22 protein-coding genes are annotated in these 23379 nt (G+C 60.9%); 12 read left to right on the top strand and 10 right to left on the bottom strand.

The features are described 5' to 3' along the window. Window positions 1-29 precede the first annotated feature (29 nt). A protein-coding gene (locus F0Q04_RS13410; RefSeq protein ID WP_182345607.1) for an IS3 family transposase occupies window positions 30-1405 on the top strand; the annotation gives its coding sequence in 2 pieces (ribosomal slippage) (window positions 30-519 and window positions 519-1405; 1377 coding nt in all). A gap of 68 nt (window positions 1406-1473) precedes the next feature. On the opposite strand, the gene F0Q04_RS13405 is transcribed toward F0Q04_RS13410, so the two are convergent. After that, window positions 1474-2250 (bottom strand): amino acid ABC transporter permease, encoded by a 777-nt coding sequence (locus F0Q04_RS13405; RefSeq protein WP_116925610.1) that lies wholly within the window; start codon window positions 2248-2250, stop codon window positions 1474-1476. A 65-nt stretch (window positions 2251-2315) separates the two neighbouring features. Continuing rightward, the gene (locus F0Q04_RS13400; protein ID WP_182341221.1) at window positions 2316-3080 is read right to left on the bottom strand and encodes a basic amino acid ABC transporter substrate-binding protein; all 765 of its coding nucleotides are present in this window, start codon (window positions 3078-3080) and stop codon (window positions 2316-2318) included. 260 nt (window positions 3081-3340) lie between these two features. Here F0Q04_RS13400 and F0Q04_RS13395 point away from each other — a divergent pair, with 260 nt between their 5' ends. The 3 genes from F0Q04_RS13395 to F0Q04_RS13385 all read left to right on the top strand — a co-directional run bounded on the left by F0Q04_RS13395 (window position 3341) and on the right by F0Q04_RS13385 (window position 5669). Then, window positions 3341-4318, top strand: a complete 978-nt coding sequence (locus F0Q04_RS13395; protein ID WP_182341218.1) for a threo-3-hydroxy-L-aspartate ammonia-lyase — start codon at window positions 3341-3343, stop codon at window positions 4316-4318. Between the two features lie 132 nt (window positions 4319-4450). After that, window positions 4451-5083 (top strand): uracil phosphoribosyltransferase, encoded by a 633-nt coding sequence (gene upp / locus F0Q04_RS13390; protein WP_021028434.1) that lies wholly within the window; start codon window positions 4451-4453, stop codon window positions 5081-5083. A 154-nt stretch (window positions 5084-5237) separates the two neighbouring features. Next, entirely contained in the window at window positions 5238-5669 is a 432-nt protein-coding gene (locus F0Q04_RS13385) for a hypothetical protein (RefSeq protein ID WP_116925608.1), read from the top strand. A 14-nt stretch (window positions 5670-5683) separates the two neighbouring features. Here F0Q04_RS13385 and F0Q04_RS13380 read toward each other — a convergent pair whose 3' ends face one another. Next, window positions 5684-6310 carry a retropepsin-like aspartic protease family protein gene (locus F0Q04_RS13380; protein WP_232539336.1) on the bottom strand — a complete coding sequence of 209 codons (627 nt, stop codon included), beginning with the start codon at window positions 6308-6310 and terminating at the stop codon, window positions 5684-5686. 219 nt (window positions 6311-6529) lie between these two features. On the opposite strand from F0Q04_RS13380, the gene F0Q04_RS13375 reads away from it, so the two are divergent. Then, entirely contained in the window at window positions 6530-7522 is a 993-nt protein-coding gene (locus tag F0Q04_RS13375) for a Bug family tripartite tricarboxylate transporter substrate binding protein (protein ID WP_116925607.1), read from the top strand. Window positions 7523-7584: 62 nt separating this feature from the next. Here the strand turns inward: F0Q04_RS13375 and F0Q04_RS13370 are convergent, their stop codons facing one another. Further along, window positions 7585-8592 (bottom strand): D-2-hydroxyacid dehydrogenase family protein, encoded by a 1008-nt coding sequence (locus F0Q04_RS13370; RefSeq protein ID WP_116925606.1) that lies wholly within the window; start codon window positions 8590-8592, stop codon window positions 7585-7587. A 435-nt stretch (window positions 8593-9027) separates the two neighbouring features. Between F0Q04_RS13370 and F0Q04_RS13365 the strand changes: the two genes are divergently transcribed. Further along, a complete protein-coding gene (locus tag F0Q04_RS13365) occupies window positions 9028-9693 on the top strand; it encodes a gamma-glutamylcyclotransferase (RefSeq protein ID WP_116925605.1) in 666 nt (221 codons plus the stop codon). Window positions 9694-10439: 746 nt separating this feature from the next. Here F0Q04_RS13365 and thiD read toward each other — a convergent pair. Then, the gene (thiD, locus tag F0Q04_RS13360) at window positions 10440-11294 is read right to left on the bottom strand and encodes a bifunctional hydroxymethylpyrimidine kinase/phosphomethylpyrimidine kinase (RefSeq protein WP_182341214.1); all 855 of its coding nucleotides are present in this window, start codon (window positions 11292-11294) and stop codon (window positions 10440-10442) included. Window positions 11295-11583: 289 nt separating this feature from the next. On the opposite strand from thiD, the gene F0Q04_RS13355 reads away from it, so the two are divergent. The 4 genes from F0Q04_RS13355 (at window position 11584) to F0Q04_RS13340 (ending at window position 14736) form a co-directional block, all read left to right on the top strand. Continuing rightward, the gene (locus F0Q04_RS13355) at window positions 11584-12696 is read left to right on the top strand and encodes an FAD-dependent oxidoreductase (RefSeq protein WP_182341211.1); all 1113 of its coding nucleotides are present in this window, start codon (window positions 11584-11586) and stop codon (window positions 12694-12696) included. Window positions 12697-12733: 37 nt separating this feature from the next. After that, entirely contained in the window at window positions 12734-12931 is a 198-nt protein-coding gene (gene thiS, locus F0Q04_RS13350) for a sulfur carrier protein ThiS (protein ID WP_027011261.1), read from the top strand. Between the two features lie 68 nt (window positions 12932-12999). Next, window positions 13000-13809, top strand: a complete 810-nt coding sequence (locus tag F0Q04_RS13345; RefSeq protein WP_182341208.1) for a thiazole synthase — start codon at window positions 13000-13002, stop codon at window positions 13807-13809. A gap of 12 nt (window positions 13810-13821) precedes the next feature. Continuing rightward, complete coding sequence (locus F0Q04_RS13340; protein WP_420093959.1) at window positions 13822-14736, top strand: thiamine phosphate synthase; 915 nt, start codon at window positions 13822-13824, stop codon at window positions 14734-14736. Window positions 14737-14748: 12 nt separating this feature from the next. Here the strand turns inward: F0Q04_RS13340 and F0Q04_RS13335 are convergent, their stop codons facing one another. The 3 genes from F0Q04_RS13335 to dusA form a co-directional block, all read right to left on the bottom strand. After that, window positions 14749-15186, bottom strand: coding sequence for a hypothetical protein (locus tag F0Q04_RS13335; protein WP_182341202.1), 438 nt, complete (start codon window positions 15184-15186; stop codon window positions 14749-14751). After that, complete coding sequence (locus tag F0Q04_RS13330) at window positions 15183-16769, bottom strand: TM2 domain-containing protein (protein ID WP_182341199.1); 1587 nt, start codon at window positions 16767-16769, stop codon at window positions 15183-15185. The genes F0Q04_RS13335 and F0Q04_RS13330 overlap by 4 nt, the downstream gene beginning before the upstream one ends. A 294-nt stretch (window positions 16770-17063) precedes the next feature. After that, window positions 17064-18122, bottom strand: coding sequence for a tRNA dihydrouridine(20/20a) synthase DusA (gene dusA / locus F0Q04_RS13325; RefSeq protein ID WP_269780244.1), 1059 nt, complete (start codon window positions 18120-18122; stop codon window positions 17064-17066). Between the two features lie 487 nt (window positions 18123-18609). Here dusA and F0Q04_RS24040 point away from each other — a divergent pair, with 487 nt between their 5' ends. Next, window positions 18610-19263, top strand: coding sequence for a site-specific integrase (locus F0Q04_RS24040; protein ID WP_232539335.1), 654 nt, complete (start codon window positions 18610-18612; stop codon window positions 19261-19263). 806 nt (window positions 19264-20069) lie between these two features. On the opposite strand, the gene F0Q04_RS13315 is transcribed toward F0Q04_RS24040, so the two are convergent. Next, window positions 20070-20876 (bottom strand): SOS response-associated peptidase, encoded by an 807-nt coding sequence (locus F0Q04_RS13315; RefSeq protein ID WP_116925594.1) that lies wholly within the window; start codon window positions 20874-20876, stop codon window positions 20070-20072. A 375-nt stretch (window positions 20877-21251) separates the two neighbouring features. Here F0Q04_RS13315 and F0Q04_RS13310 point away from each other — a divergent pair, with 375 nt between their 5' ends. Then, window positions 21252-21791, top strand: a complete 540-nt coding sequence (locus F0Q04_RS13310) for a hypothetical protein (protein ID WP_133248118.1) — start codon at window positions 21252-21254, stop codon at window positions 21789-21791. A 173-nt stretch (window positions 21792-21964) separates the two neighbouring features. On the opposite strand, the gene F0Q04_RS13305 is transcribed toward F0Q04_RS13310, so the two are convergent. Continuing rightward, the gene (locus F0Q04_RS13305) at window positions 21965-23236 is read right to left on the bottom strand and encodes a fibronectin type III domain-containing protein (protein WP_116925593.1); all 1272 of its coding nucleotides are present in this window, start codon (window positions 23234-23236) and stop codon (window positions 21965-21967) included. Between the last annotated feature and the right edge of the window lie 143 nt (window positions 23237-23379).

The raw sequence follows: 23379 nt of genomic DNA, 5'->3' as shown, positions 1-23379 counted from the left end.
ACATCCATCCAACCTTTGGGGTGTTTTTCATGGCGAAGTACGACGAGAGTTACAAGCTGGAAGTTGTCCAGGGCTACGTGCAGGGGCAGCATGGGTTCAGAGCACTGGCCCATGCTCACGGTCTCGACCAAGCGACAGTGCGACGTTGGGTAAAGAGCTACCAGCAGCATGGCCTATCAGGGTTGCGCAAGAAGTTCAGTCGCTACAGCGCTGACTTCAAACTGGCAGTGTTGCAGCGGATGTGGCGAGATGATCTGTCTGCACGAGAGACGATTACCTTGTTTGATATCCGGGGTGGCACGGGTGTCATCAGCGCCTGGGAGCTGCAATATCACGACGGTGGGCCGCAAGCACTTGCACCCCGGCCAAGAGGACGCTCCAAGAAGATGCCAAACCCACCCACAGCCAAGCCCGCACAGGCACAAGCAGTTATGTCTGCGGACGACACGCGTTCGCACGCAGATTTGCTCAAAGAGGTGAAGTACCTGCGCGCGGAGGTGGCGTACCTAAAAAAATTGGAGGCCTTGGTTCAGGCGAAAAAACAAGCTGCGCAGAAAAAGCGCGGATAGTGCTTGAGCTAAGGCCAGATCACGACCTCAAGGACTTGCTGCGGGCAGGTAAGCTGGCGCGCAGCACCTTCTATTACCAGGCTCAAGTGCACAGGAGAGGCGACAAATACGCTGAGCTCAAGGCTCAGATCCGATCTGTCTACGAGCTTCACAAAGGACGCTATGGCTATCGGCGTATTGCGCTTGAACTCAAGCGCAATGGCTGTCATGTGAACCACAAGAGCGTGCAGCGCCTGATGCAGGTAATGGGGATGAAGTCCCTGGTTCGGCCCAAGAAATATCGCTCCTATCGCGCCGGGCAGCACGCGGACGTGGCCAATGTGTTGCAGCGCCAGTTCATGGCCGAGCAGCCTAACCAGAAATGGGTGACGGACGTGACAGAGTTCAACGTCTTGGGTAAAAAGCTATACCTGTCGCCTGTCATGGATCTATTCAATGGCGAGGTGGTGAGCTATCAGATGAATACGCAACCGCGCTTGAAGATGGTGGGTGACATGTTGCGCAAGGCGCTAGGCAAGCTGGGCAGGGAGGAAAAACCATTGCTGCATTCCGACCAGGGCTGGCAGTACCAAAGTCGTGCCTATCGCCGCTTGCTGGCCGATCATGGCCTGGTGCAAAGCATGTCACGTCGGGGCAATTGCTTGGATAACGCAGCGATGGAGAGCTTCTTCGGAACCTTGAAGTCCGAGTTCTTCCACCTCAACAAGTTCAGCAGTGTGGCGCAGCTTCAAGAAGGTCTTCACCACTACATCCATTACTACAATCACCAACGCATCAAGCTAAAACTAAAAGGCCTGAGTCCGGTGCAATACCGGATTCAGGCCTTCAGTCCCTAGCTTCCAACTGTCCAACTTCTTGGGGTCAGTTCAAATGCCGGCTTTTTTTTCGCTTATGCGCTGCGCAGTCAAGTGCGATCGGTGCGTGCCAGGTGGTTTTCCAGCGCCCGCAGGCCCAGGGTCAGCATAAAGGTCATCAGCCAATAGGCGAGCGCCACAGCGAGGTAGGGCTCCCAATAGCGGCCATAGGCGCCGGCCACGGTGCGCGCGGCATAGGCCATCTCGGCCAGGCCGATGGCCGAGACCAGCGAGGTGTCCTTGAGCAACGAGATCATGTTGTTGCCCAGCGGCGGCAGCATGCGGCGAAAGGCCTGCGGAATCACCACATAGCGCATCATCTGGCCATGCGTCATGCCCAGCGACATGCCCGCCTGCTTCTGGCCCATCGCGATCGACTGGATGCCGGCGCGGAAAACTTCGGAGATATAGGCCGCCGAGTTCAGCGTCAAGGCCACGACCCCCGACATCAGCGCGCCATGGTCCTGCTTGAGCGTGCGCGCCAGGTCACCGCTGATGAACAGCCCGTTGACCGGGTGCACGAACAAGGGCATCACGGCAAAATGCATCAGCAAGATCTGCACAAAGAGCGGCGTGCCCCGGAAAAAGCTGACATAGGCCGTCGATGGCCAGCGCAGCAGGTATTTGCACACGCCCTTCCAGGGCTGGTGGCGCGTGTCGGCCAGGCGTGCCAGGGCCAGCATCAGGCCCAGCGCGCAACCCATGATCACGCAGGCCACCGTCATGCCGATGGTGACCATGGCACCCTGCCAAAACATCTGCTTGTATTCCACCAGGATATCGGGGCGGAACCAGCCGAACCACTCTACGGGGGTGTTGTTGTCCATCAATCCATTCCTTCAAACAAAATGACGGCCACAGGGCCGTCATTGCAACTGCGCCAAGCCTTGCCTTATTGGGGCTTGTAGTCCTGGTTGAACCACTTCTTGTAGATCACGTTGTAGCTGCCATCGGCGCGGATGGCGGCCAGGCCGGCGTTGATCTTGTCTTGCAGGGCCTTGTCGCCCTTGCGCACGACGATGCCGAAATGCTCCTTGGGGAAGCTCGCATCATCGACAGTCTTGAGCGCCGGGTACTGCGAGACGCGGTAGGCGATGACGCCGTTGTCGCCAATCGCCGCATCGACGCCGCCGGCGGCCAGCTCGGAGATGATCAGCGGTGTGCTCTCGAAGCGGCGGATATTGGCGCTGGTCTTGCCCACTTCGCGGCTCATCACATCGTCACCGGTCGAGCCGCTGACCACCGACACCTTCTTGTCCTTGAGGTCCTTGAGCGAGGCCACCGTGCTGTCCTTGGGTACGGCAATCAGCTGGCGGGCATCAAAGTAAGGCTGGGAGAAATCAAAGCTCTGCTTGCGCTTGTCGTTGATGGTCACGCCGGAGATGACAAAGTCCACATCGCCATTGTTGAGCGAGGCAAAGATGCTGCTGAACGGTGTGTTGACGAAGCGCAGCTTCATGCCCTGCTGCTTGGCGATGGCATTGACGATGTCGATATCAAAACCCACGATTTGCTTGTCTTTGTTCTCGAACGCAAAAGGTGCGTAGGTCGCGCTCGAGGCCACCACGAGATCACGGCCCTGCGCTTGCGCCGCGCCCGCTGCCAACACCGAGACCGCTGCGGCACCGATGGCCAGCGCAAATTTTTTGTTCCACATACCCCAACCTTTAGCAACATAAGCCGATACAAGCGGCCGATTATACGTAAACGCCTATAGGCAACGGTGGTTACAGCCTGCCCGCCAGCGTTGCGCACAAGCTTGTCTGCCAGCCTCGCGAGCCAGGTGTCGGGCGCCGCAGCGACCCGCAGCGCTGCATGCAGCCTGCAGCACCCCCAAGGCGGACCACCAGAGCGACACCAAACCGCCAAAAAGCCACTACCATGAATCCCTCGATGCCTCTGCCACCCTGATCGACCATGAACGCCACCGCCACCCCGCTCCCCACTTTTGACGATGTGCAGGCCGCTGCCCAGCGCCTGCAGGGCGTTGCCCACCGCACGCCGGTCCTGCGCTCGTCCACCCTCGACAAATTGACGGGGGCAGAGTTCTTCTTCAAGTGCGAGAACTACCAGCGCATGGGCGCCTTCAAGTTTCGGGGCGGCTACAACGCGCTGGCCCAGTTCTCGCCGCAGCAGGCGCAGCGCGGCGCGCTGGCCTTTTCGTCGGGCAACCATGCGCAGGCGATTGCGCTGTCGGCCCGCATCCTGGGCATGCCCGCGGCCATCGTGATGCCCGAAGACGCCCCGGCGGCCAAGCTCGATGCCACGCGCGGCTATGGCGCCGAGGTCATCACCTATGACCGTTTTAGCGAAGACCGCGAGGCGATCAGCCAGCGCATTGCCCAGGAGCGTGGCATGACCCTGGTGCCGCCCTACAACCATGCCGATGTGATTGCCGGCCAAGGCACCAGCGCGATGGAACTGTTCCAGGACGTGCCCCAGCTCGACTACCTGTTTGTCTGCCTGGGCGGCGGCGGACTGCTGTCGGGCTGCCTGCTGTCGGCCAAGGCCATGGCACCCCAGTGCAAGGTCTATGGCGTGGAGCCGGAGGCCGGCAATGATGCCCAGCAATCGCTGCGCAAGAGTGAGATCGTCAAGATCGCCACGCCCCGCACGATTGCCGATGGCGCGCAGACCCAGGCACTGGGCGACCTGACCTATGCGATCATCCGCCGCGATGTGACCGACATCGTCACCGCCAGTGACCCGCAGCTGGTGGACTGCATGCGTTTTTATGCCGAGCGCATGAAGATGGTGGTCGAGCCCACCGGCGCGCTGAGCCTGGCCGGGGCCCGCTTTGGCGGCGTCGATCTGCAGGGCGCCCGCGTGGGCGTGCTGATCAGCGGCGGCAATGTGGACCTGGGCCGCTACGCGCAATTGCTGGGCAGCGCCTGAGCGGCGAATAGCGGCGATTGGCGACGATGGGCCCTGCAAAAGCCTACCATTCGGTAAATATATTCACCGGCAGCGCACGGCCACAGAGCGGCACTGCTACCATTGCGGCCAAAAATGACATTGGCAACTACCATGAGCACCGTTCACCTCATCGACCACCCGCTGGTCCAGCACAAACTCACCCTGATGCGCCGCAAGGAAGCATCGACCAACAGCTTTCGCCGCATGCTCGGCGAGCTGTCCACCCTGATGGCCTATGAGATTACGCGCGACTTCCCGCTGCAGGATCTTGAGATCGAAACCCCGATGGAAAAGATGGTCGGCAAGGTCATCGATGGCAAGAAGCTGGCCCTGGTCTCCATCCTGCGCGCCGGCAATGGCTTTCTCGACGGCATGCTCAACGTGGTGCCCGGCGCCCGTATCGGCCACATCGGCCTCTACCGTGACCCCGAAACGCTGCAACCCGTCGAGTACTACTTCAAGATGCCCGACAACATGGGCGAGCGCGATGTGATCGTTGTCGACCCGATGCTGGCCACCGGCAACTCGGCCGCCGCCGCCGTGCAGCAGCTCAAGGACAAGTGCCAGCCCAAGTCGATCAAGTTCATGTGCCTGCTCGCAGCCCCTGAAGGCATCAAGACCATGCAGGCCGCCCACCCCGATGTGGACATCTACACGGCCGCCGTGGACCGCCAGCTCAACGACCACGGCTACATCCTGCCGGGCCTGGGCGACGCGGGCGACCGCATCTTCGGCACCAAGTAAGCCCAGCCACACCGCCTGCCCACCGCGCGCTGGGCATGCGAGGTCCGACGACGCCGCAGCTTGCCCATGGCAGGGCGTAGGACAAATCGCACACCCAACACGCAGCAGCTTTGGTTAAATGGGCTTCGGGGCATCATTGCCGGGAGACCACACCATGAGCTACCATCTGCTGGTTTTTGCGCCCACTGCCGCGCCCAAGGAGGCGTCGGCCTTTGGTCTCTGGTTCCAGGCGCAGACCGAATGGCCTGAGCACCATGACTATGAGGACCCGGCCGTCGCCACCTTGTCGCTCAAAGCCTGGTGCCTGGATATGATGCAGCGCTTTCCCCCCCGGTCAGGCCCTTACCGGGAAGAACTCCCACCCGAAGACAAAAGTCTGCTCGCCGACTACAGCATTGGCCGCAATATAGTTTTTGTGGCCGTGCAGCCGTCGCAGGCCAAGGCCGCACTGCAATTGGCGCGTGCGCTGGCAGCGCAGCACTGCGTGGGCCTGTACGAGGCCAGCGCATCGCCAGCCGCCGTGCGCCTGCCCGATGGCAACAATGGCTTGCAGGCGGCGTTTGACTGCAAGCCGGACATGGGCTGAGCAGGCCTCCAGAGTCAGCGCGCCGACTCGCTATCGCGGGCCTTGAGCACCATGCTATTGCCCGAGATGCTCACATCAAAGTAGCGCAGGAAGTTCTGCCCCAGCAGCGCATCGCGTGCGCTCTCACCGGTGTAACCGGTGCCCACGCGCAACTCGTTGACGGCCAGCGGCCCCACTTCGATACGCTCGGCCCGGCTCATCATGCCCTGGCGCACGCCATTGGCCGTCTGAAAGCTGATCGGCACGCCTTCGCCCAAGTTCGCACGCTCGGCCACCGTATCGGTGATGCTGATCAGGCTGGCGCCAGTATCGACCATGAACTGCACCGGCACGCCGTTGACCGAGCCTGCGACGCGAAAGTGCCCGTCGCGGTCGCGGGGAATCTCCAGCACGCCATGGGCCATGACCTTGCCTTCGCTGGGCTTGCGGTAGACCTCGGTCACCAGGTAGATCGCCAACATCACGCCAATCCAGATGGCCAGCAGCAGCCAGGTCGTGCGCCGGCTGGCATCGGGTGGCGTGCGCACAGACCCTGGGCCGCCAGCGGGCTGCGGGCTGCCCGGCCATGGCGATGGATGCGCCGCGCCTGCGGGCTGTGCTGAAGAGGAGGAATTGGGGCGTCGGGTGCGTAAACGGCTCATGGATCAGGATTTTTTGCCTACGCAAGCAAACTGTGCGACGGCCGGTGACAAAGCATAAATCATACTGGCATGGCCCGGGCCACGCCGCTGCACTGTGCGCGCGGGCTTGTCGCGCTTCATTGGCGCCCGGCCGCAGCCGCCTGGCGGACAAGGTGAGCAGCAGGGACCGGGCTGGACTGGGGTAGGATTGCCGCCAGTTATCACCCTGCCCTGTTATTCATGACCATCGACCGTCGCCATTTGCTGCAATCCCTGGCGGGCTTTGCCGCCGCCGCTGCCCTGCCTGCGGGCTGGACCAACGCCCATGCAGCCCAGGCCCATTGGCCCAGCAAACCCCTGCGCTTTATCGTTGGCTACCCGGCGGGCTCCTCGCCCGACATGCAGGCACGCATGATCGCCCAGCCGCTGGCGCAGATCCTGGGCCAGCCCGTGGTGGTCGACAACCGGCCCGGTGCCAGCGGCAATATCGGCGCTGACCAGGTGGCCCGCGCGAGCGATGACCACAGCTTTGGCATTGTGGGCAATGGCCCGCTGACCTCGTCGCAGGCGCTGTACGCCAAGCTGCCCTACGACCCGGTCAAGGACTTTGCGCCGCTCGCCCTTGTGGGCGTATCGCCGCTGGCCTGGGTGGTGCCCGCCAGCGCGGGTGCGCAGACCGACAAGGCGCTCGCCAGCCTGCGCCAAAAAGGCAATGCCGCCAGCTATGGCTCCACCGGCCTGGGCTCGGGCGGCCATCTGGGTATGGAGCTGCTCAAAGATGCGCTGCATTTCGAGGCCGTGCACATCCCCTTCACCGGTGCGCCCGGTGTTGTTGGCGCGCTGATGGGCGGCCAGCTCGACTGCGCGCTGCTGCCCATATCTTCGGTGCTGCCGCTGGTGCAAAGCGGCAAGCTGGCGGCGCTGGCCGTCACCTCGGCCCAGCGCACGCAGCTGATGCCGCAGACGCCGTCGATGCGCGAAATCGGCGCCCAGGATGTGAATATCGAAGTCTGGAATGCGCTGATGGCCCCCGCCAGCATGCCGGCCGCCATCCGCAGCCAGTTGAGCGAGGCCTTGCTCAAGGTGCTCAACACCGCCGATATCCGCGATCAGCTGCTGCGCCAGGCCTGGACCTTGGAGGACGCGTCGCCCGCTGCGCTGCAAACGCGCATCAGCAGCGACCGCAAGATGTACAACGCCTTGATTGCGAAAAAGAAACTGCAGCTGGAGTGATACCCGCGCTGCTGCAACACCAAGGGCCCTCGCAGGGCCCTTTTTTTGTGCGCTAAGCCGACTTAGCGGCGCACCTGCAACGCACCCGGGTTGACGATATTCGACGGCCGGCCCCTGATGAAGTTGACCACGTTGTCGAAAGCCACGCCAAAGTATTGCTCGTAGCTGTCCTGCTCGACATAGCCAATATGGGGCGTGCAGATGCAGTTCTCCAGCCGCAGCAAGGCATGGCCCTGCAGGATAGGTTCGCTCTCGAACACATCGACGGCCGCAATGCCGGGGCGTCCCCGGTTGAGCGCGGCAATCAGCGCATCGGGCTGCACCAGTTCGGCCCGCGAGGTGTTGACGAAGGTGGCCGAGGGCTTCATCTGCGCCAGGTCCTCAAAGCTGATGCAGCCCTTGGTCTGCTCGCTCAGGCGCAGATGCACCGTCAGCACATCGCTGTTGGCAAAAAAGAACTGCTTGCTCGGCGCCACCTTGTGGCCGTCGGACAGCGCCTTGGCGCGCGAGCCATCGCTGCCCCAGACCAGCACCTCCATGCCAAAGGCCTTGCCATAACTTGCAATCAGCTGGCCAATGCGGCCATAACCCCAGATGCCCAGCGTGCGCCCACGCAGCACTGTGCCCAGGCCAAAATTGGGCGGCATATTGGCCGCCTTGAATCCCGACTGCTGCCAGGCGCCATGCTTCAAGTTGGCAATGTACTGCGGCAGGCGGCGTGCTGCGGCCATGATCAGCGCCCAGGTGAGCTCGGCAGGCGCAACGGGAGAACCCACGCCTTCGGCCACCGCCACGCCGCGCTCGGTGCAGGCCGTCAAATCCACATGGGAGCCGATGCGCCCGGTCTGGGCAATCAGTTTGAGACGGGGGAGCTTGTCGAGCAGCAGGCGGTTGATATGCGTACGCTCGCGGATCAGCACGATGATGTCGGCATCCTTGAGGCGCACCGACAACTGTCCTAAACCCTTGACGGTATTGGTATAGACCTTGGCCGAATAGGCGTCGAGAACGGATGCACACTGCAGTTTGCGCACTGCATCCTGATAATCGTCCAAGATCACTATATTCATAGGAAGACCATTCTCGTCGAACGCCAACCAGGCTGCTTTGCCCCACGCAAGCCACCTGTACACGGCAGCGCGCTGGCAACATTCACCGAAAAACCGGTTTCTGAGCACCGCTGAGTACCGCATCAGCTATGAACATCATAGCATTGAATAATCTCGGCCTTTTGCCATGCCCACCAGCTGGCGACATGCCTGCAACAACAGGCGGCTGCGCCACCCGTCCGTGCTGCCGCGTGCTATGCAAATCTTTGCACAAGCCGGTGCAGGGGCGCTGTCATCGCCCTGGCCGCCTGCTGCGTTGTGCACAGTGCGTCCAGCGCCCGCCAGACTGTTGCTTTCAACGCAAATTTAGAAGCTCGGGCGCGGCAACGCTAGCGCTGGCTCACGCCGAGCGCTATAACAATTGCTTGTTACTTTGCTTTGTTGGTTGATAGCACTATGACGAATTTGGTCGCTCCATCCCGCAGTCGTTGCCCACAACAGATGTTGGCGCAAACCATGCAGGAATGGGGAGGAACAGACGACCTCTGGGTATTTGCCTACGGCTCGCTGATCTGGCGCCCGGAGTTCGAATTTTTGGAATGCCGCCACGCGCGGGTTTTTGGCTGGCACCGCGCGCTCAAGATGTGGAGCCACATCAACCGGGGCACGCCCGAATGTCCGGGTCTGGTGTTCGGCATGTTTTCGGGTGGCAGCTGCCGGGGCATGGCGTTTCGCATCGCCCGCCAGCATGTGCCCGAGATGATGCCCCGCCTGTGGCAGCGCGAAATGGCCACCGATTCCTACGATCCCAAGTGGCTCGATTGCCAGACCGAAGACGGCCCCGTCAAGGCACTGGCCTTTACTCTGTCCAAATCCAGCCCGCGCTGCACGGGCACCTTGAGCGAAGAAGACTACCGCCGCATCTTCGCCCAGTCCTGCGGCATTTATGGCACTACCTTGGACTACGCCGAGTCCACCTACACGGCCCTCAAGAGCCGGGGCATCCAGGACCGCGCCTTGGAGCGCCTGCTGCGCCTGTCCGCCTCACGTGCCCATGCGGGCCAGCAAGCGCGCAGCCTGCTGGGCCAACCAAGCCTCAGCACAGCCAGCTCTGCCACTTAAACCCCATTGCAACTGCTGAACCAGCGCGCCTGGTGCGCTGGCCTAAAGGCTGATCTCCCTACAACTGCGCCAGAAAAACAAACACCCCGCCTTTCTGGGGCCAGATGGCCACTGAAGCGAGGTGCATGTTGAGAGCGGATGGACTGTCTTTGGTCCATCCCGGGCGGGAATGTGCAGCTTCCGCGCCCTATTCGCAAGTAACGGCTCCATGGAGGAGCCGTCTACTGGGGTGGGTTGCCGGATTCAGTATCGGCAAGCAGGAAAAAAGAGCTACTGGCGCCAGTGCTTAGCGCTTGCGATCACGTTCGTCTTCTGGCCAGATGCTGAAAACATTTGCGGTGGTCATGTGAACAATCTCCTAAAGATGGGTGTTCAACGCCGGGGCTGACGAGGCGGTTGACAGCAGGCCTTAGAAATTTAAATGTTTACACATTGTTTACCTAGGTTGATTTAACCCATGAAAAACAACGTTGAGAAATGTATCAAAAACTTGATTTCGGCTACATTTTCGGCATATTATTGATATATATCAATGGCTTAAATCGTAAACGTAGAGAGTAACTTAAATTAACAGCAACACCATTTGATGTTCAGTAAATATTGCATTCCGTCGTAATCTTGACAACTTTCAGGTCATTTCGATTTTAAATCGTCAATTATTTAGCCATTTAGACGTAAGTATGGACGAAAAATCAACTGCGCAGCCACCTTGACTGCTGCTTACAGAACCCGCCAAGCGCAGGTGTTCAACGCACAATGACCTGCTTTTGCGGGTTCCAACCATGGTTGAGCGGGCCATGGCCCTGGCCGGTATGCACATCGGCACCCGATTCAATGGCGCCCAGAATGTACTGCCGCGCCAGGCTGACGGCGGCCGGCAGTGGCTGCCCCAAGGCCAGCTGGCAGGCAATGGCCGATGACAGGGTGCAGCCGGTGCCATGGCCGTTGTGCGTGTGGATACGGGTGGAAGCCAGGCGCAGGCGCGCGCCGTCGGCAGTGGCCAGCAAGTCCACCACCTCGTCGCCCGGCAAATGGCCGCCCTTGATCAGCACGGCCTGGGCGCCCAGGGCCAGCAAGTCCTGCGCCGCCTGCTCGAGCTGGTCGGCATGCACCAAGCTGCGGCCCAGCAGCAAACCCGCTTCGTCCAGGTTAGGGGTGATGAGTGCAGCGCGGGGAAACAGCTCGCGCACCAGCTCAGCCACTGTGGCCTCGGCAATCAGGCGGTCGCCGCTGGTGGCGACCATCACCGGGTCCAGCACCACATGGGGCAAGGCATAGCGGTCAATCGCCGCAGCCACCACGGCGACAATCTCGGGCGCGTGGAGCATGCCGATCTTGACGGCATCGCAGCCAATGTCCTCCAGCACGGCATCGAGCTGCTCTTGCAGAAAGACTGGTGGCACGCCATGGATGGAGCGCACGCCTTGCGTGTTTTGCGCCGTCAGCGCCGTAATCGCGGTCATGCCAAAGCAGCCCAGCGCCGACATGGTCTTGAGATCAGCCTGGATACCGGCCCCCCCGCCGCTGTCGGAGCCTGCAATCGACAGCACCCGGGCATAACGGGGCAAAGAGACAGGAGAAGATGGGGTCAGTGAGGCCATGGCTGCAGTCCAAAAACAATGCCGGGCAACACTGGCCCGGCCTGGGCAAAATTATCCACGATTGTGACGACGGCTTGACACTGCACGGTGGTTGCAGCGCAGCGCTGTGCTTTAATGCAGCTTGAGACGAAACAGGGGTGTCCCTGCAGCGCTTTGGCTGCAGCGCGACTGAGATCAGACCCTGGAGCGCGCCGCCACGGTAGCGCTCCGCAACCCGATCCAGGTCATGCTGGCGTGGGGAGTTTTCGGCAGCTGCGCGCACTGTTTTGTCTATTGCCAAGCACAAAACATGTCCTCTCCGCCCTTCATTTCTCCCCAATCCCGTATCACCATTTTGGGCGCTGGCCTGCTGGGCCGGCTGATGGCGCTGGAGCTGTCGGGGCGCGGCTTTTCCATCGATCTGTACGACCGGGGCGGGCCAGACGCTGAGCATGCTGCAGCGCGCGTGGCCGCCGCCATGCTGGCGCCCCTGGCCGAATCGGCCGTGACCGAGCACGGCGTGGTGCGCATGGGCCAGTACGGGCTGCAGCGCTGGCCCGCGTTGCTTGCGCAGTTGGAGGCGCCAGTGTTTTTGCAGCAGGCGGGCACCCTGGTGGTCTGGCACCGGCAAGACGCACCCGAAGCCCAGCGCTTTCATGGCATCTTGCAGCGCACGCAGGCTGCCATTCCGGAGCTGCCGCCTTTGCAAATGCTGGACCGTGCGCAGATCGCCGAGCTGGAGCCAGCGCTGGCGGGCCATTTTCAGGCGGCCTACTACCTGCCAGGTGAAGGGCAGTTGGACAATCGCCAACTGCTGGCCGCACTGGTGCCGGCGCTGCAGGCCCGGGGCGTGCGCCTGCACTGGCACCAGGCGCGCGAGCTGGATGACTTCTCGCCCGGTGCGCAGGGCCAGCCCGATCTGCTGATCGACACCCGCGGCCTGGGCGCCAAACCCCAGTGGAGCCAGCTGCGCGGCGTGCGCGGCGAGGTGCTGCGTGTGCATGCCCCAGAGGTGCAGCTGCGCCGCCCCACGCGCCTGATGCACCCGCGCTACCCGATCTACATCGCGCCCAAGCAGGACCGCCATTTTGTCATCGGCGCCACCGAGATCGAGTCCGATGACATGTCGCCGGCCAGCGTGCGCTCGGCGATGGAGCTACTGAGCGCCGCCTACACCGTGCACAGCGGCTTTGCCGAGGCACGCATCCTGGAGATCAACACCCAGTGCCGCCCGACTTTGCCCGATAATCTGCCAGCCATCCGCCAGGTGCGGCCAAGGGTGCTGGAGGTCAATGGCCTCTACCGCCACGGCTTCATGATCTCGCCAGCGGTGCTGGACTGCGCGGTCGAGCTACTGCTGACCGGCCAATCACCCCTGGCAACGCGCTTCGATCTGGATGTGCGCCTGCTCGCGGGCGCCTGATGGCCCGCAGCCCCCTGATGAGCCTAGACAAATGACGATACAGATTCTCTTGAACAACCAGGCCACCGCCTTGCCCGAAGGCGCCACCATCGCCGTGGCCCTGGCGCAGCTGCAGCCGCGCCCGCCGTTTGCCGTGGCCGTCAACACCGAATTTGTGCCCAAGGGCCAGTACGACAGCCGCCAGCTGCAAGCCGGTGACAAGCTCGAAGTCATCTCGCCCGTCACTGGCGGCTAAGCGCCGGCGCCATCTGCCCGGGCCACCCCCGCCCGGCCCCTGACCCGTATTTACCCAAGGCCTTTGCCATGAACGCCACTCCCTCCTCCGACGACGCCCTGGTGCTGTATGGCCAGCGTTTTCAAAGCCGCTTGCTGCTGGGCACCTCGCGCTACCCATCGCCCGCCGTGCTGGAAGCGGCCGTCGCCCGCGCCCAGCCTGCCATGGTCACCGCATCGCTGCGCCGCCAGGGCAGCAACGCTGCCGAGACCGGCAGCGATTTTTGGGCATTGCTCAAACGCCTGAATGTGCCGGTCCTGCCCAACACCGCCGGGTGCATGCGCCTGCAAGAGGCCATCACCACCGCGCAAATGGCGCGCGAGGTGTTCGAGACGCCCTGGATCAAGCTGGAGCTGATTGGCGACGACTACACCTTGCAGCCCGATACCTTGAACCTGGTGGAGGCCGCCTCCATCCTGATCAAGGACGGTTTTCAGGTGCTGCCCTACTGCACCGAGGACCTGGTGCTCTGCCAGCGCCTGGTCGATGTGGGCTGCCAGGCCGTCATGCCCTGGGCTGCCCCCATTGGCACGGGCCGTGGCCCCGTCAACCCGTATGCGATGCAGACCTTGCGCGAGCGCCTGGATGTGCCGCTGATCTGCGACGCGGGCCTGGGCCTGCCCAGCCATGCCTGCCAGGTGATGGAATGGGGCTTTGACGGCGTGCTGCTGAACACCGCCGTTGCGCTGTCGCAAGACCCGGTCGCCATGGCCGGCGCCTTTGCCGATGCCACCACCGCTGGCCACGCCGCCTTCCGCGCCGGCGCGATGCAGGCGCAGGACATGGCCCAACCCAGCACCCCGGTGCTGGGCACGCCGTTCTGGCACCAAAGCAACTAAAAGGCCATGCCCATGCACGCCGCCTCCACCCCAGCCCAGATCGCACAGGCCATCACGGCCGCCCACCAGGCCGCCTTTGCCAGCTTTCCGCCGCAACCCACGCCCGCACTGCCCGCAGACCGCCAGCACGATGCCGTCTATGCCGGCGCCTTGGCCGCTTGCAGCGCACTGGGCTTTATCGCCATCGATGCCGAATGTCTGGCCAGCGCCTGGAGCGCGCAGACCGCCCGCACCGGCCAGTTCGATCCCCAGGCCTGGCCCACGCAAGCCGCCGATTTTGGCCTGCTGACCAGCGGCGGGCCTGAGGCCTTTGCGCCCTGCCCCCAGTGGCTGGGCCTCTATGCCGTGCTGCCAACGGCCGAATGGGTGGGCCGCATGGCCCGCGCGGGCGTGCCTACGGTGCAGTTGCGCTTCAAATCCGACGACGCCCAGGCCATTGCTGCAGAGATCGCCGCAGCCGTGGCCGCCGTTGAGGGAACCGGCTCCCTGCTCTTTATCAACGACCACTGGCGCCAGGCGATTGCGGCGGGCAGCTATGGCGTGCACCTGGGCCAGGAAGACCTCGATGCGCTCAGCCCCGAAGAGTTAGCCGAGCTGCGCGCCAGCGGCGTGCGCCTGGGCGTCAGCACCCATGGCTATGCCGAGATGGTGCGTGCCAGCCAGGCCCAGCCCAGCTATATCGCGATGGGGGCGGTCTTTCCGACCACCTTGAAGAAAATGGCCACCGTCCCGCAAGGCTTGGCACGCTTGGAGCGCTATGCCGCATTGACGCGCAGCTATCCCCAGGTGGCTATTGGTGGCATCTCGGCAGCAGAGTTTGCGCAGGTGCGCAAGAGCGGTGTCGGATCGATCGCCGTGGTGCGCGCCATCGTCAACGCAGGCAACCCCGAGGCCGCTGCCGCCGAGTTGATGGCGCTGATGGGCTAAGCGCGGCCCGCGCTACACCACATAAAGCAGCACGGCATCACGCCGCTGGGCAGCTGCCTGCCAAAAGCCGCGCAACGCGGCCTGCCGGCGCACCCACAGGCGCAGAGCTTCCAGATCGGGCACGCTGCCATCCTGCGCCTTTTGCCAGGCATGCATACGCTGCACCAGTTGGGCTGCGCTGATGGCGGCCAGCCGTTGCGCACTGTCCGTCACCAGGTCGGCCGGCCAGGCCCAGCACTGCTGGGCCAAGGTGCCCTCCACCGCCACACCGGGCTCGATCTCGGGCAGGCGCTGCATGTCCTGCTGCCACAGGCTGCCCTGGTCCAGCATGGCGAGCGGCCCGCCTTGCGCAGCACTGCGCTGCAGGTAGTCATCCATCGCCGATGGCTCGACCAGCAAGCCCCGCAGGCCATGGCGCGGCAGCGCATAAAAAAGTCCTTGCACGCTCATGCCGCCTCCCTTATCGCTGTTTTGAGCTGTTGCAGATGCGCGCTGTTGTCCGGGTCACAGATCTGCACCAGCAGCAGCGCTTTTTTCAGGTAGCTACGGCGGGCATCGGTCTGCCCGTGCGCCGCCAGAAAATCCGCAAACACCTCATAGGCACGCGCTGCTGCCAGCGAGTAACCCCGGCAACTGCGCTGCTGTATGCGCAAGGCCTGCTGCACAAGGGGCTTGACCCGCGCGGGCTGGAGGCGGATGGCAAACGCTGCGTAGCCGGCCAGCATGACAGACACCGCCTCCGGATCGGGCATGCGCTGGCCTTGCTGGTCCAGCCGGTCAAAGCTGTCCACGTACAGCGCCAGCCGCTGCCAGCATTGCAGCGCCTGCGCCGTCTCGCCCAGCGCTGCATGGCTGGCGGCCATGCGCTGCAACAGCGCGCACAGTGCCAAGGCCTGGGCTGCGGCGTTGACCCCGCTGCGCACATCGACCAGCGCCAGCGCTTGCGCATAGTGCTGCGTAGCACGCTGGTGCTCCCCCTCCGCCTGGTACCCATCTCCCAGGCGTTCCAGCGCCTGGCGCCGCAGCGTGGCGGGCACAGCAGCCCCCTCGCGCACGGCCAGCGCCAGCAAGGCCTGGCCATGCCCACGTTGGCGCGCCGTATCGCCCAGATGCTGGGCTAGCTCCATCGCATGCAGATGGTGCTGCGCCAGATCGGGCAGATCCCCGTTCTGGGCGGTCTGCAAGCCAATGGTCTGCTCACACAGTGCCAATGCCTGCGCCCAGTCCTGCGCTTGCATCAGCAGCGGGTACTGCCCTGGCTGCAGTGCAGGGGTGGCAGTGGTGCCCGGCGCCATCTTGGGCGCGCGCAGGCGCTGCAAACAGGATTGCGCCTGCTGCACCGGTTGCGCCAGCTCGGCAAAAGCCGCGCCCAGATGCACCCCCATCTGCAGTTTTTTGCGCGCGGCATCGAGGTGTTCGGTTTGGTAGAAGGTCATCCCCTGCAGCAGATAGGCCATCGCCAAATGGGGATCGTTTTGCGGTTTACGGCTACGCTGCGCCAGGTACCTGACCAAGGTGTCCGCCTCGGCATGCGCGGTCTGGATATCCCGGTGTGCCAGCGCATCGCTAATATGCTTTTGCGCCATCTGGATGGCCAGCGACTTTTTGTCGGCCTGTAGATCGGCTGCAGGATCGGACTTGGGGTGCGGCAAGGGTGCTGCAGCCACCAGGGACTGGGCCACAGAGGCAAGCGCCGGGGCTGCTGCAGCCTGCACGCTCGCCGCTGGCTGCGATGCCTGCGCATCGAGCTGCGACTGGGCAAAGGCGGACAGGCGCGAATCCATGTCTTCCTCGACCCGAAAGTAGTCGAACAACCAAAAACCATCCCGCAGCAGCCAAAAGACCACCGGCCCGAGCAGGTAAGGCGCGCAGCGTGCAAGGGGACCTCCCCATAGCCACAGCGCCGCGCACAGCACGCTGATGCCCAGCTGCGCCACGGCGCTTGCATAACGCCCCAGATAAAAGCGGTGGGCGCCCAGCCACCCCACCGCCAACAACAGGCCCAGAGCCCATCGCGGATTTTTTTCCCCCATCCCTCATCCCTTGTGCTTTGTTTGGTCTGCACTTTGCCGCCCAGGCATGCACCGTATTGGCGCTGCCCAAGGCGGCATATATCGCGGGAAGTATAGCAACCGCTACCGGCTCCGCCAGGGCTGCCAGCGGGCGCGGAGCTTCAGTTGGCAGGCGCTGCCGCTTTGGCACCAGAGGGATTTAGCAAGAAAATCAGGCCTGCGCGAGGGCGCCATAGGGGCATGCCGCCGCTCTGCTGCCGCGCAATACCGATCGGCAGCGACCAGCAACGACCAGCTGCCGCCGGCATTGCCGTATCAAACATTTACCAAAACGGGCGCGTCGGTTTGGCGTTCGGGCTTGGTGAGTGCCGCTTGCATGACCTCGTGCGGTGGCAGATGCTTCATGCGGTGGTCGCTCCAGACCTGGCGCCAGCGGCGCGCACCGGGCATGCCCTGGCGCAGGCCCAGCATATGGCGGGCAATGGCGTACCAGTGCGTGCCGTGCTCGGCAGCCTCGCGCTCCATGTAGCGCACCATCGCCTCTTCGACCGATTCACGGCTGATGTCGTTGTTGGGCTCGGCGCCATAGAACAGCGCATCCCAACGGGCCAGCCACCAGGGGTTGTGGTAGGCCTCGCGCCCCACCATTACGCCATCGACCTGGTCCAGCTGTTCCAGCACCGTGGCGTCATCGGCAATGCCGCCATTGATCGCGATGGTCAGCTGCGGAAAGTCCTTTTTCAGCTGCGCCACCACCTCATAGCGCAGCGGCGGAATCTCGCGGTTCTCCTTGGGCGACAAGCCCTTGAGCCAGGCATTGCGGGCATGCACGACAAATACCTCGCAACCGGCCTCGGCCACCGTACCGATGAAGTCACGCACAAAGGCATAGCTCTCATTTTTGTCAATGCCAATGCGGTGTTTGACCGTTACGGGAATGTCCACCCCATCGCGCATGGCCTTGACGCCATCGGCCACCAATTCCTTCTCGTTCATCAGGCAGGCACCAAAGGCGCCGCGCTGCACACGCTCGCTGGGGCAGCCGCAGTTGAGGTTGACCTCGTCATAGCCCCAGTCCTGCGCCAGCTTGGCGCATTGGGCCAAGTCTGCGGGCTCACTGCCGCCCAACTGCAAGGCGACCGGGTGTTCCTCTGCAGAAAAGCGCAAATGCCGCGCCACATCCCCATGGATCAGCGCACCGGTCGTCACCATCTCGGTGTAGAGCAAGGTCTGGCGCGTGAGCAGACGGTGAAAATAGCGGCAATGGCGGTCGGTCCAGTCCATCATCGGCGCAACGGACATGCGTCCTGGCCAATGAAGAGGCGTTTTCCCTATGGAAACCAACGATTTTTCAACTGTCTGATTCGATGCCATTTGATCTAATTTCATGCCATTTTTAGCACTTTGGTGCTACATTCAGTGCAACAATTTTTCAATGTTGCACCGAGACTAAGGGAACCATAATCCGCCGTGAGCGCAAAGACGGAAGCGTGGGCTACACCGCCCAAGTCCGCGTCAAAAAGGGGGCAAGGTCGTTCACGCTGAAACCCAGACCTTTGACCGCGAAGCAGCCGCCAAAACCTGGATCAAGAAGCGCGAGACAGAGCTTGCGGAACCTGGCGCCCTTGATAAACCTGAAGACCCAATCCTATCTGTCGTCATCCAGAAGTACCTGGGGGATAAGCTCAAGCCACACGGGAAGACCAAGGATCAGGTTCTGCGCACAATTGCCAACTCTTGGCTTGGTGAGACACATTGCTCTCAGATCGACAGTGCGACGGTCATCAAGTACCTAGAAGGCCTTACCAGTCAGCCCCAAACCCGAGGCAACTACCTTTCCCACCTTTCCGCGATTTTCACTGTGGCCCGTCCTGCTTCGGGCTACCCCCTAGACAAGCAAGCTTGTGAAGACGCACGCGTGGTGGCTGAAAAGCTTGGGCTCATTTCCAGGTCAAAGCAGCGCACACGCCGCCCAACTCTTGAGGAGTTGAACAAGCTCATGACCTACTACTCGGTCTATGAGCGAAAGCGGGAGGATTCTATCCCGATGACCTACATCATACTGTTCAGCCTATTCTCCACGCGCCGACAGGAGGAAACCTGCCGCATCTTGGGCGAGGATGTGGATGCGGAAAACTCTGAGGTCATCGTTCGCGACATGAAAAACCCGGGTGAAAAGATAGGCAACGATGTCACCACCCTCCTCCCGCCAGAAGCTCTCAAGCTCATTCAGAATCGCAAGGTGGCAAAGGGTCGCATCTGGCCCTACAACGCTGAGTCTGTCAGCACGAGCTTTACTCGAGCATGCAAGCTACTCGGAATTGAAGATCTACATTTCCATGACCTTCGACATGAAGGGATCAGCCGGTTGTTTGAGATGGGCTGGAACATTCCTCATGTTGCGCAAGTTTCAGGGCATCGCTCTTGGCAGAGCTCGCAGCGCTACACCCAGTTCAAGAAGGTCGGAGACAGATACGAAAATTGGGAATGGAAGACCAAGCTTCTGGCTGGGTAGAGTTTTAGCCTGGTCGAACATGAGGGTGCGGCCCTCGCTTGACCTCCTTGTATCTCGCGGAGAGCCAGTGCGGCATCTCCCCCAAGATCTCATGCATCTCCCGGAGATTGGTGCCGCACATCCAAATTTGCGGCCAGCGCTGAAGCTCTCCCTCGTCAAACTCGAAACCTCGTAACAGGAGAGTCCCCGATTGGCGTTGCCGCCATACCTCGACACGCTCCAGCCCATGAATGATGAGCCGCATAGGCTCATTGCGATCTACCAGCCAAGTTTGGAAGCTGCCATCTGTCATTGCGGTACTGAGCAGCATTCCCATGGACTTAGCACGCCTGGCCAGTATTTCAGCCGGCAGGTAGACACCATTGAAGCACAGCCGAAGCACATAGGCATCACACCCAACCCGGCGCTTGCCCTCCAAATCTAGCTCAGTGCCAGGTGTCGCCATACCCAGGTATAGCCCTGGCAAATCTTGACCCGCAAATTTCCTGACTGCTTCCATTGCTCGCTCCATTTACTGTATAAATATATAGTCTTTTGGAGGTGTCTATGGATCAATCAAGATACTGGCGCTGGCACATCAAGAACGGCCAGGGGTGGCTGCAGACCACCGAGCACGAGCGATGGGATGGCATCAAGCCAGACTTCCCAGAGGCTATGCCGGTCTTGGGCACTATGATCTTGCACAGCACGCCACTGTCTTCTGATGCAGTGGCCCTTTATGAAAGCTTGGAGCCAGATGTCCCTTTCTGAACGCCGCGGTGTAGTCATTGGTCTTTGGCGGCCCTGGCGCCAGAACATGCGCGACCTTAGCGACGGCTGGTTCCCGTATTACGACTCGGGAAAGCAGATCCATCTGTTCTCTGAGTACCTGCAGGCCAGTCACCCTCACCTACTCGACATGCCAGGGCAGGCATATCAAACGATCCACCAGTGGATTGCGGAGGATGTCGAGGGTTAGGCGCGGGCCCAGCCGCAAACACCTCGACCGGTGCCAACGTCAGCAGCGCCTTGGCGTCCTTGATTGATCCTTCAAGCCACTGGTCCACATCAGCCAGCTCGATAGGTATCACGCTCCGCTTTTCTTGCTTGTCGAGAGTGAGCTTCGGGTCTGGCTTGTGCATGCGGCTCATCAGCGGGTGCTCATCTGCGTTGAGCGTGAGCATGGTGTAGCTCTCGATCAGCTCGCCGGTTGCCGGATCCTTCCAAGTATTCCACAGCCCCGCCAGGCCCCACGGGTCGACATCAGCCCGGGCAAACCGCCACCACACATTTTTCCCGCTCTCCCAGTTCGGCTCATCAAAGGTGGTCGCCGGGATGATGCAGCGCTGGCCGCGTTTCCACGGGTCTTTGAAGCTGGCCTTGTCCGCCACCTCCTCGGCACGGGCGTTGTTGGTGCTGTACTTGATGTCAGGCGTCTTGCTGAACCAAGGGATCAGGCCCCATCTCCCCACGGCAAGCTCTTTGCTGTAGCCAGGATCATCCACGGCGCGCCGGATGAATCCACCGGGTGATCGCGGGAACACATCGCGGGCACCCAGGCCCAGCTGCCGGGGGTTCAGCCGCCAGTACTGCTGTATATAGCCTTCGTCTGGTGAGTGGTAGCGATTGCACATTGGAGCCTCTTGGCGCCAAGGTACAGGGGCCGGGATCTGGCCGATGTCATCCGAAATCGATTTTCGCGCACCGGGCCTCGTTCTCGCTTTTATTGACGCATGATTGCATGCGATGTACGCTGGCTGCTTCGATACAAATTATTGGAGAGAGAAGAATGAATTTTAAAAAGTCATTTTTGAAGTTGGCAGTGCCATTTAGCATGGCTTTTGCATTCATAATGCGTAAACGCTCAAGTCAAACCAGAATACCCGACGAAAGTCACATTTTCCAGAGCTATTGTCAATGGCACCCCTGTAGATCGAGTTCGGGAAACCTATTCTTGGGGCATACAAACTTTACCAGCTCATCGAATTTCCAGGGCAAATTCTGGATTTTTGCATCACACTTTTGCAACTGAAAAGCCAGCTGGAGCTTCAACGCAAGAATTGAAGTTCCGTTTCAGAACTGTCGGCACATTTACATCAAATCCTGGAGCGCACTTTTTTGCAATGGCAAGAGCTGAAAGCACGGGATGGTACAACCGAGGCAAGGGCTTGATCGTAGGTGGTCTAAGTGCAACAGCTAATCCCTGCCCTAGTGGCGTAACAAGCCAGCCTGAGACCTGGTTCATAGATCCAGCGAGCGGTAATGCGACCAACTACGTCTGGGGTGGCGCCAACTGCGGTAGTCCGCTACTAGATAATGTTTGGTACGATGTATTCATTCATGTGGCCGACAAAAACTGGTTTGCCTATCAAATCAAAAACCCAAGTGGGCAGTTGGTGGCAAATATTGCAATCCAAGACACAATTAACCAAGAGAATTCACTTATTAACAACAGGCTTAGCGGCTTCAGCTTCGGCCTCGTCTTTGCTAATAACATGTCCCAAGCCTGGACATTGGAATTCGATAATATTCAAATTACTTGGTTTTAACGTCACATGGGGCCATGTTTATGTTTGGCATCTACTGACTTGAAAACACGTTAGAAAAAATAGCCTCCCCAGTGCCGTAGTGGCGCCGGGGAGGCTCTCGCCGTGTGCTTTCAACCATTCGTCACGCGACAGTTATTCAAATGTCAAAAAACCCTCCGAAGAGGGTTCACGGATCAGCTGGATTTCCGTCGGCGCATGAAGCCTATGGATCCGGCTACGACCCCGGAGAGCAGCAGCATGCCAACGCCGCCCAGGGCGGGTACTGGTGTCGGGGTAGCTTGAACCACTGGTGCAGCAGTGATCACGATGGTGAAGGTTTGTTCTGCGACATGAACTGCCTTGGCCGCGAGTGTTGGTTGCACCGCGCTATCCATGGCCATGACCGAGAAGCTGTAAGTGCCAGTGGTCGTGGGCGTCCCGGAAATGATGCCGGTTGCCGTGTCGAGAGCCAGCCCAGGTGGCAGCTCGCCCGTCACGGAGAAGGTGTATGGAGGCAGGCCGCCTGTTAGCTGCAGAGGTTGAGAATATGCCGCTGCAACAACACCGCCTGCGAGCGTGATGTTTGGACCTGCACCCACAAACATCACGTCTGCGAGTGGAATAGCTTCTGCACTTTCGGGTGACGGAGCGCTGTCACCAATTGCGTTGGTTGCCACGACCGTGAACTTGTAGGGCGTACCATTGGTCAAGCCGGTGATCGTGCAAGAAGTTGCTGGCTCGGTGGCAGGGGCCACGATCTCGGTTGTGCATGAGCCGCCAGGAACGCCTGTCACGGTGTACTTAGTGATGGGGGAGCCGTTATCACTAGCAGCAGTCCAAGTGACAGTCAGCGATCGATCCGCAACATTTGAAACACTCACGGACGGAACAGGGTCCGGGCTTGTGACGTTGGCGGTATAAAAAACGCGCTCAAAAGCTGAACTTTCATTCAGCCCAGTAGCCCCGCCGCATCTCCAGCCCCCGCTCAAATTGCCTTGATTGGTATGAACACACATGCGAGTAGCACTTCCTTCACCCGAAGAATTTTGTGTGTCACAACTTGATCTGCTTACAGCCTGCCCTTCCGCAGCAAAACCCCAAGAATAGCTCGAATTGAAATACCATGCGACTCCATTGGCTTGGTGGGTGATAGCAAAGGCTGTTCCCGTATCCGTCATCACGTCGATTTTGGGAGCTTGGGCCAACACCTGCAGGCTGTTGGTCCCGGTGGCGCGACAGGCCATCATCAATTGCTTGCCACCGCAAGCCGTGGATATTTCTTCTATAGATTTCCCGTTTTTGTCAAATGTTTCTTTGTAACACTCCGACCACCCGCCATCTGTCACCGTTTGCACGGCAACGTTTTGCTGCACACCTACAGGGTTGTAAGTAGGAGTGGCAGCATTTGCTGCGGCCATGCATAACATCGACAAGCCCAGAAATGTCCCGCGTTGATAGAGATACATACGAACGCCTCAGTTAAAAATTGGAATAAGTTATCAGTTTAGTATTTTTAACATTTACAAACAACTGTTTCTCTATTTTTTTTGTTAGAGGTGTCCCGAGCATAGAGCTGCGCTATCCACAACTCATTGGAATTGGATTGTCG

It is taken from the genome of Comamonas koreensis (assembly GCF_014076495.1).
GTDB lineage: Bacteria > Pseudomonadota > Gammaproteobacteria > Burkholderiales > Burkholderiaceae_C > Comamonas > Comamonas squillarum.
The sequence above is the reverse complement of the archived record's forward strand: the minus strand, read 5'-3'. Positions and strand labels throughout refer to the sequence as shown.

Coding starts and splice junctions, on each gene's coding strand:
- F0Q04_RS13345 (WP_182341208.1), top strand. CDS start 13,000: ATGAACGCCACTCCCTCCTCCGACGACGCCCTGGTGCTGTATGGCCAG.
- F0Q04_RS13385 (WP_116925608.1), top strand. CDS start 5,238: ATGAGCTACCATCTGCTGGTTTTTGCGCCCACTGCCGCGCCCAAGGAG.
- F0Q04_RS13405 (WP_116925610.1), bottom strand. CDS start 2,250: ATGGACAACAACACCCCCGTAGAGTGGTTCGGCTGGTTCCGCCCCGAT.
- F0Q04_RS13335 (WP_182341202.1), bottom strand. CDS start 15,186: ATGAGCGTGCAAGGACTTTTTTATGCGCTGCCGCGCCATGGCCTGCGG.
- F0Q04_RS13340 (WP_420093959.1), top strand. CDS start 13,822: ATGCACGCCGCCTCCACCCCAGCCCAGATCGCACAGGCCATCACGGCC.
- F0Q04_RS13315 (WP_116925594.1), bottom strand. CDS start 20,876: ATGTGCAATCGCTACCACTCACCAGACGAAGGCTATATACAGCAGTAC.
- F0Q04_RS13400 (WP_182341221.1), bottom strand. CDS start 3,080: ATGTGGAACAAAAAATTTGCGCTGGCCATCGGTGCCGCAGCGGTCTCG.
- F0Q04_RS13305 (WP_116925593.1), bottom strand. CDS start 23,236: ATGTATCTCTATCAACGCGGGACATTTCTGGGCTTGTCGATGTTATGC.
- F0Q04_RS13330 (WP_182341199.1), bottom strand. CDS start 16,769: ATGGGGGAAAAAAATCCGCGATGGGCTCTGGGCCTGTTGTTGGCGGTG.
- dusA (WP_269780244.1), bottom strand. CDS start 18,122: ATGGCATCGAATCAGACAGTTGAAAAATCGTTGGTTTCCATAGGGAAA.
- F0Q04_RS13395 (WP_182341218.1), top strand. CDS start 3,341: ATGAACGCCACCGCCACCCCGCTCCCCACTTTTGACGATGTGCAGGCC.
- F0Q04_RS13380 (WP_232539336.1), bottom strand. CDS start 6,310: ATGAGCCGTTTACGCACCCGACGCCCCAATTCCTCCTCTTCAGCACAG.
- F0Q04_RS13365 (WP_116925605.1), top strand. CDS start 9,028: ATGACGAATTTGGTCGCTCCATCCCGCAGTCGTTGCCCACAACAGATG.
- F0Q04_RS13375 (WP_116925607.1), top strand. CDS start 6,530: ATGACCATCGACCGTCGCCATTTGCTGCAATCCCTGGCGGGCTTTGCC.
- upp (WP_021028434.1), top strand. CDS start 4,451: ATGAGCACCGTTCACCTCATCGACCACCCGCTGGTCCAGCACAAACTC.
- F0Q04_RS13355 (WP_182341211.1), top strand. CDS start 11,584: ATGTCCTCTCCGCCCTTCATTTCTCCCCAATCCCGTATCACCATTTTG.
- F0Q04_RS13370 (WP_116925606.1), bottom strand. CDS start 8,592: ATGAATATAGTGATCTTGGACGATTATCAGGATGCAGTGCGCAAACTG.
- thiD (WP_182341214.1), bottom strand. CDS start 11,294: ATGGCCTCACTGACCCCATCTTCTCCTGTCTCTTTGCCCCGTTATGCC.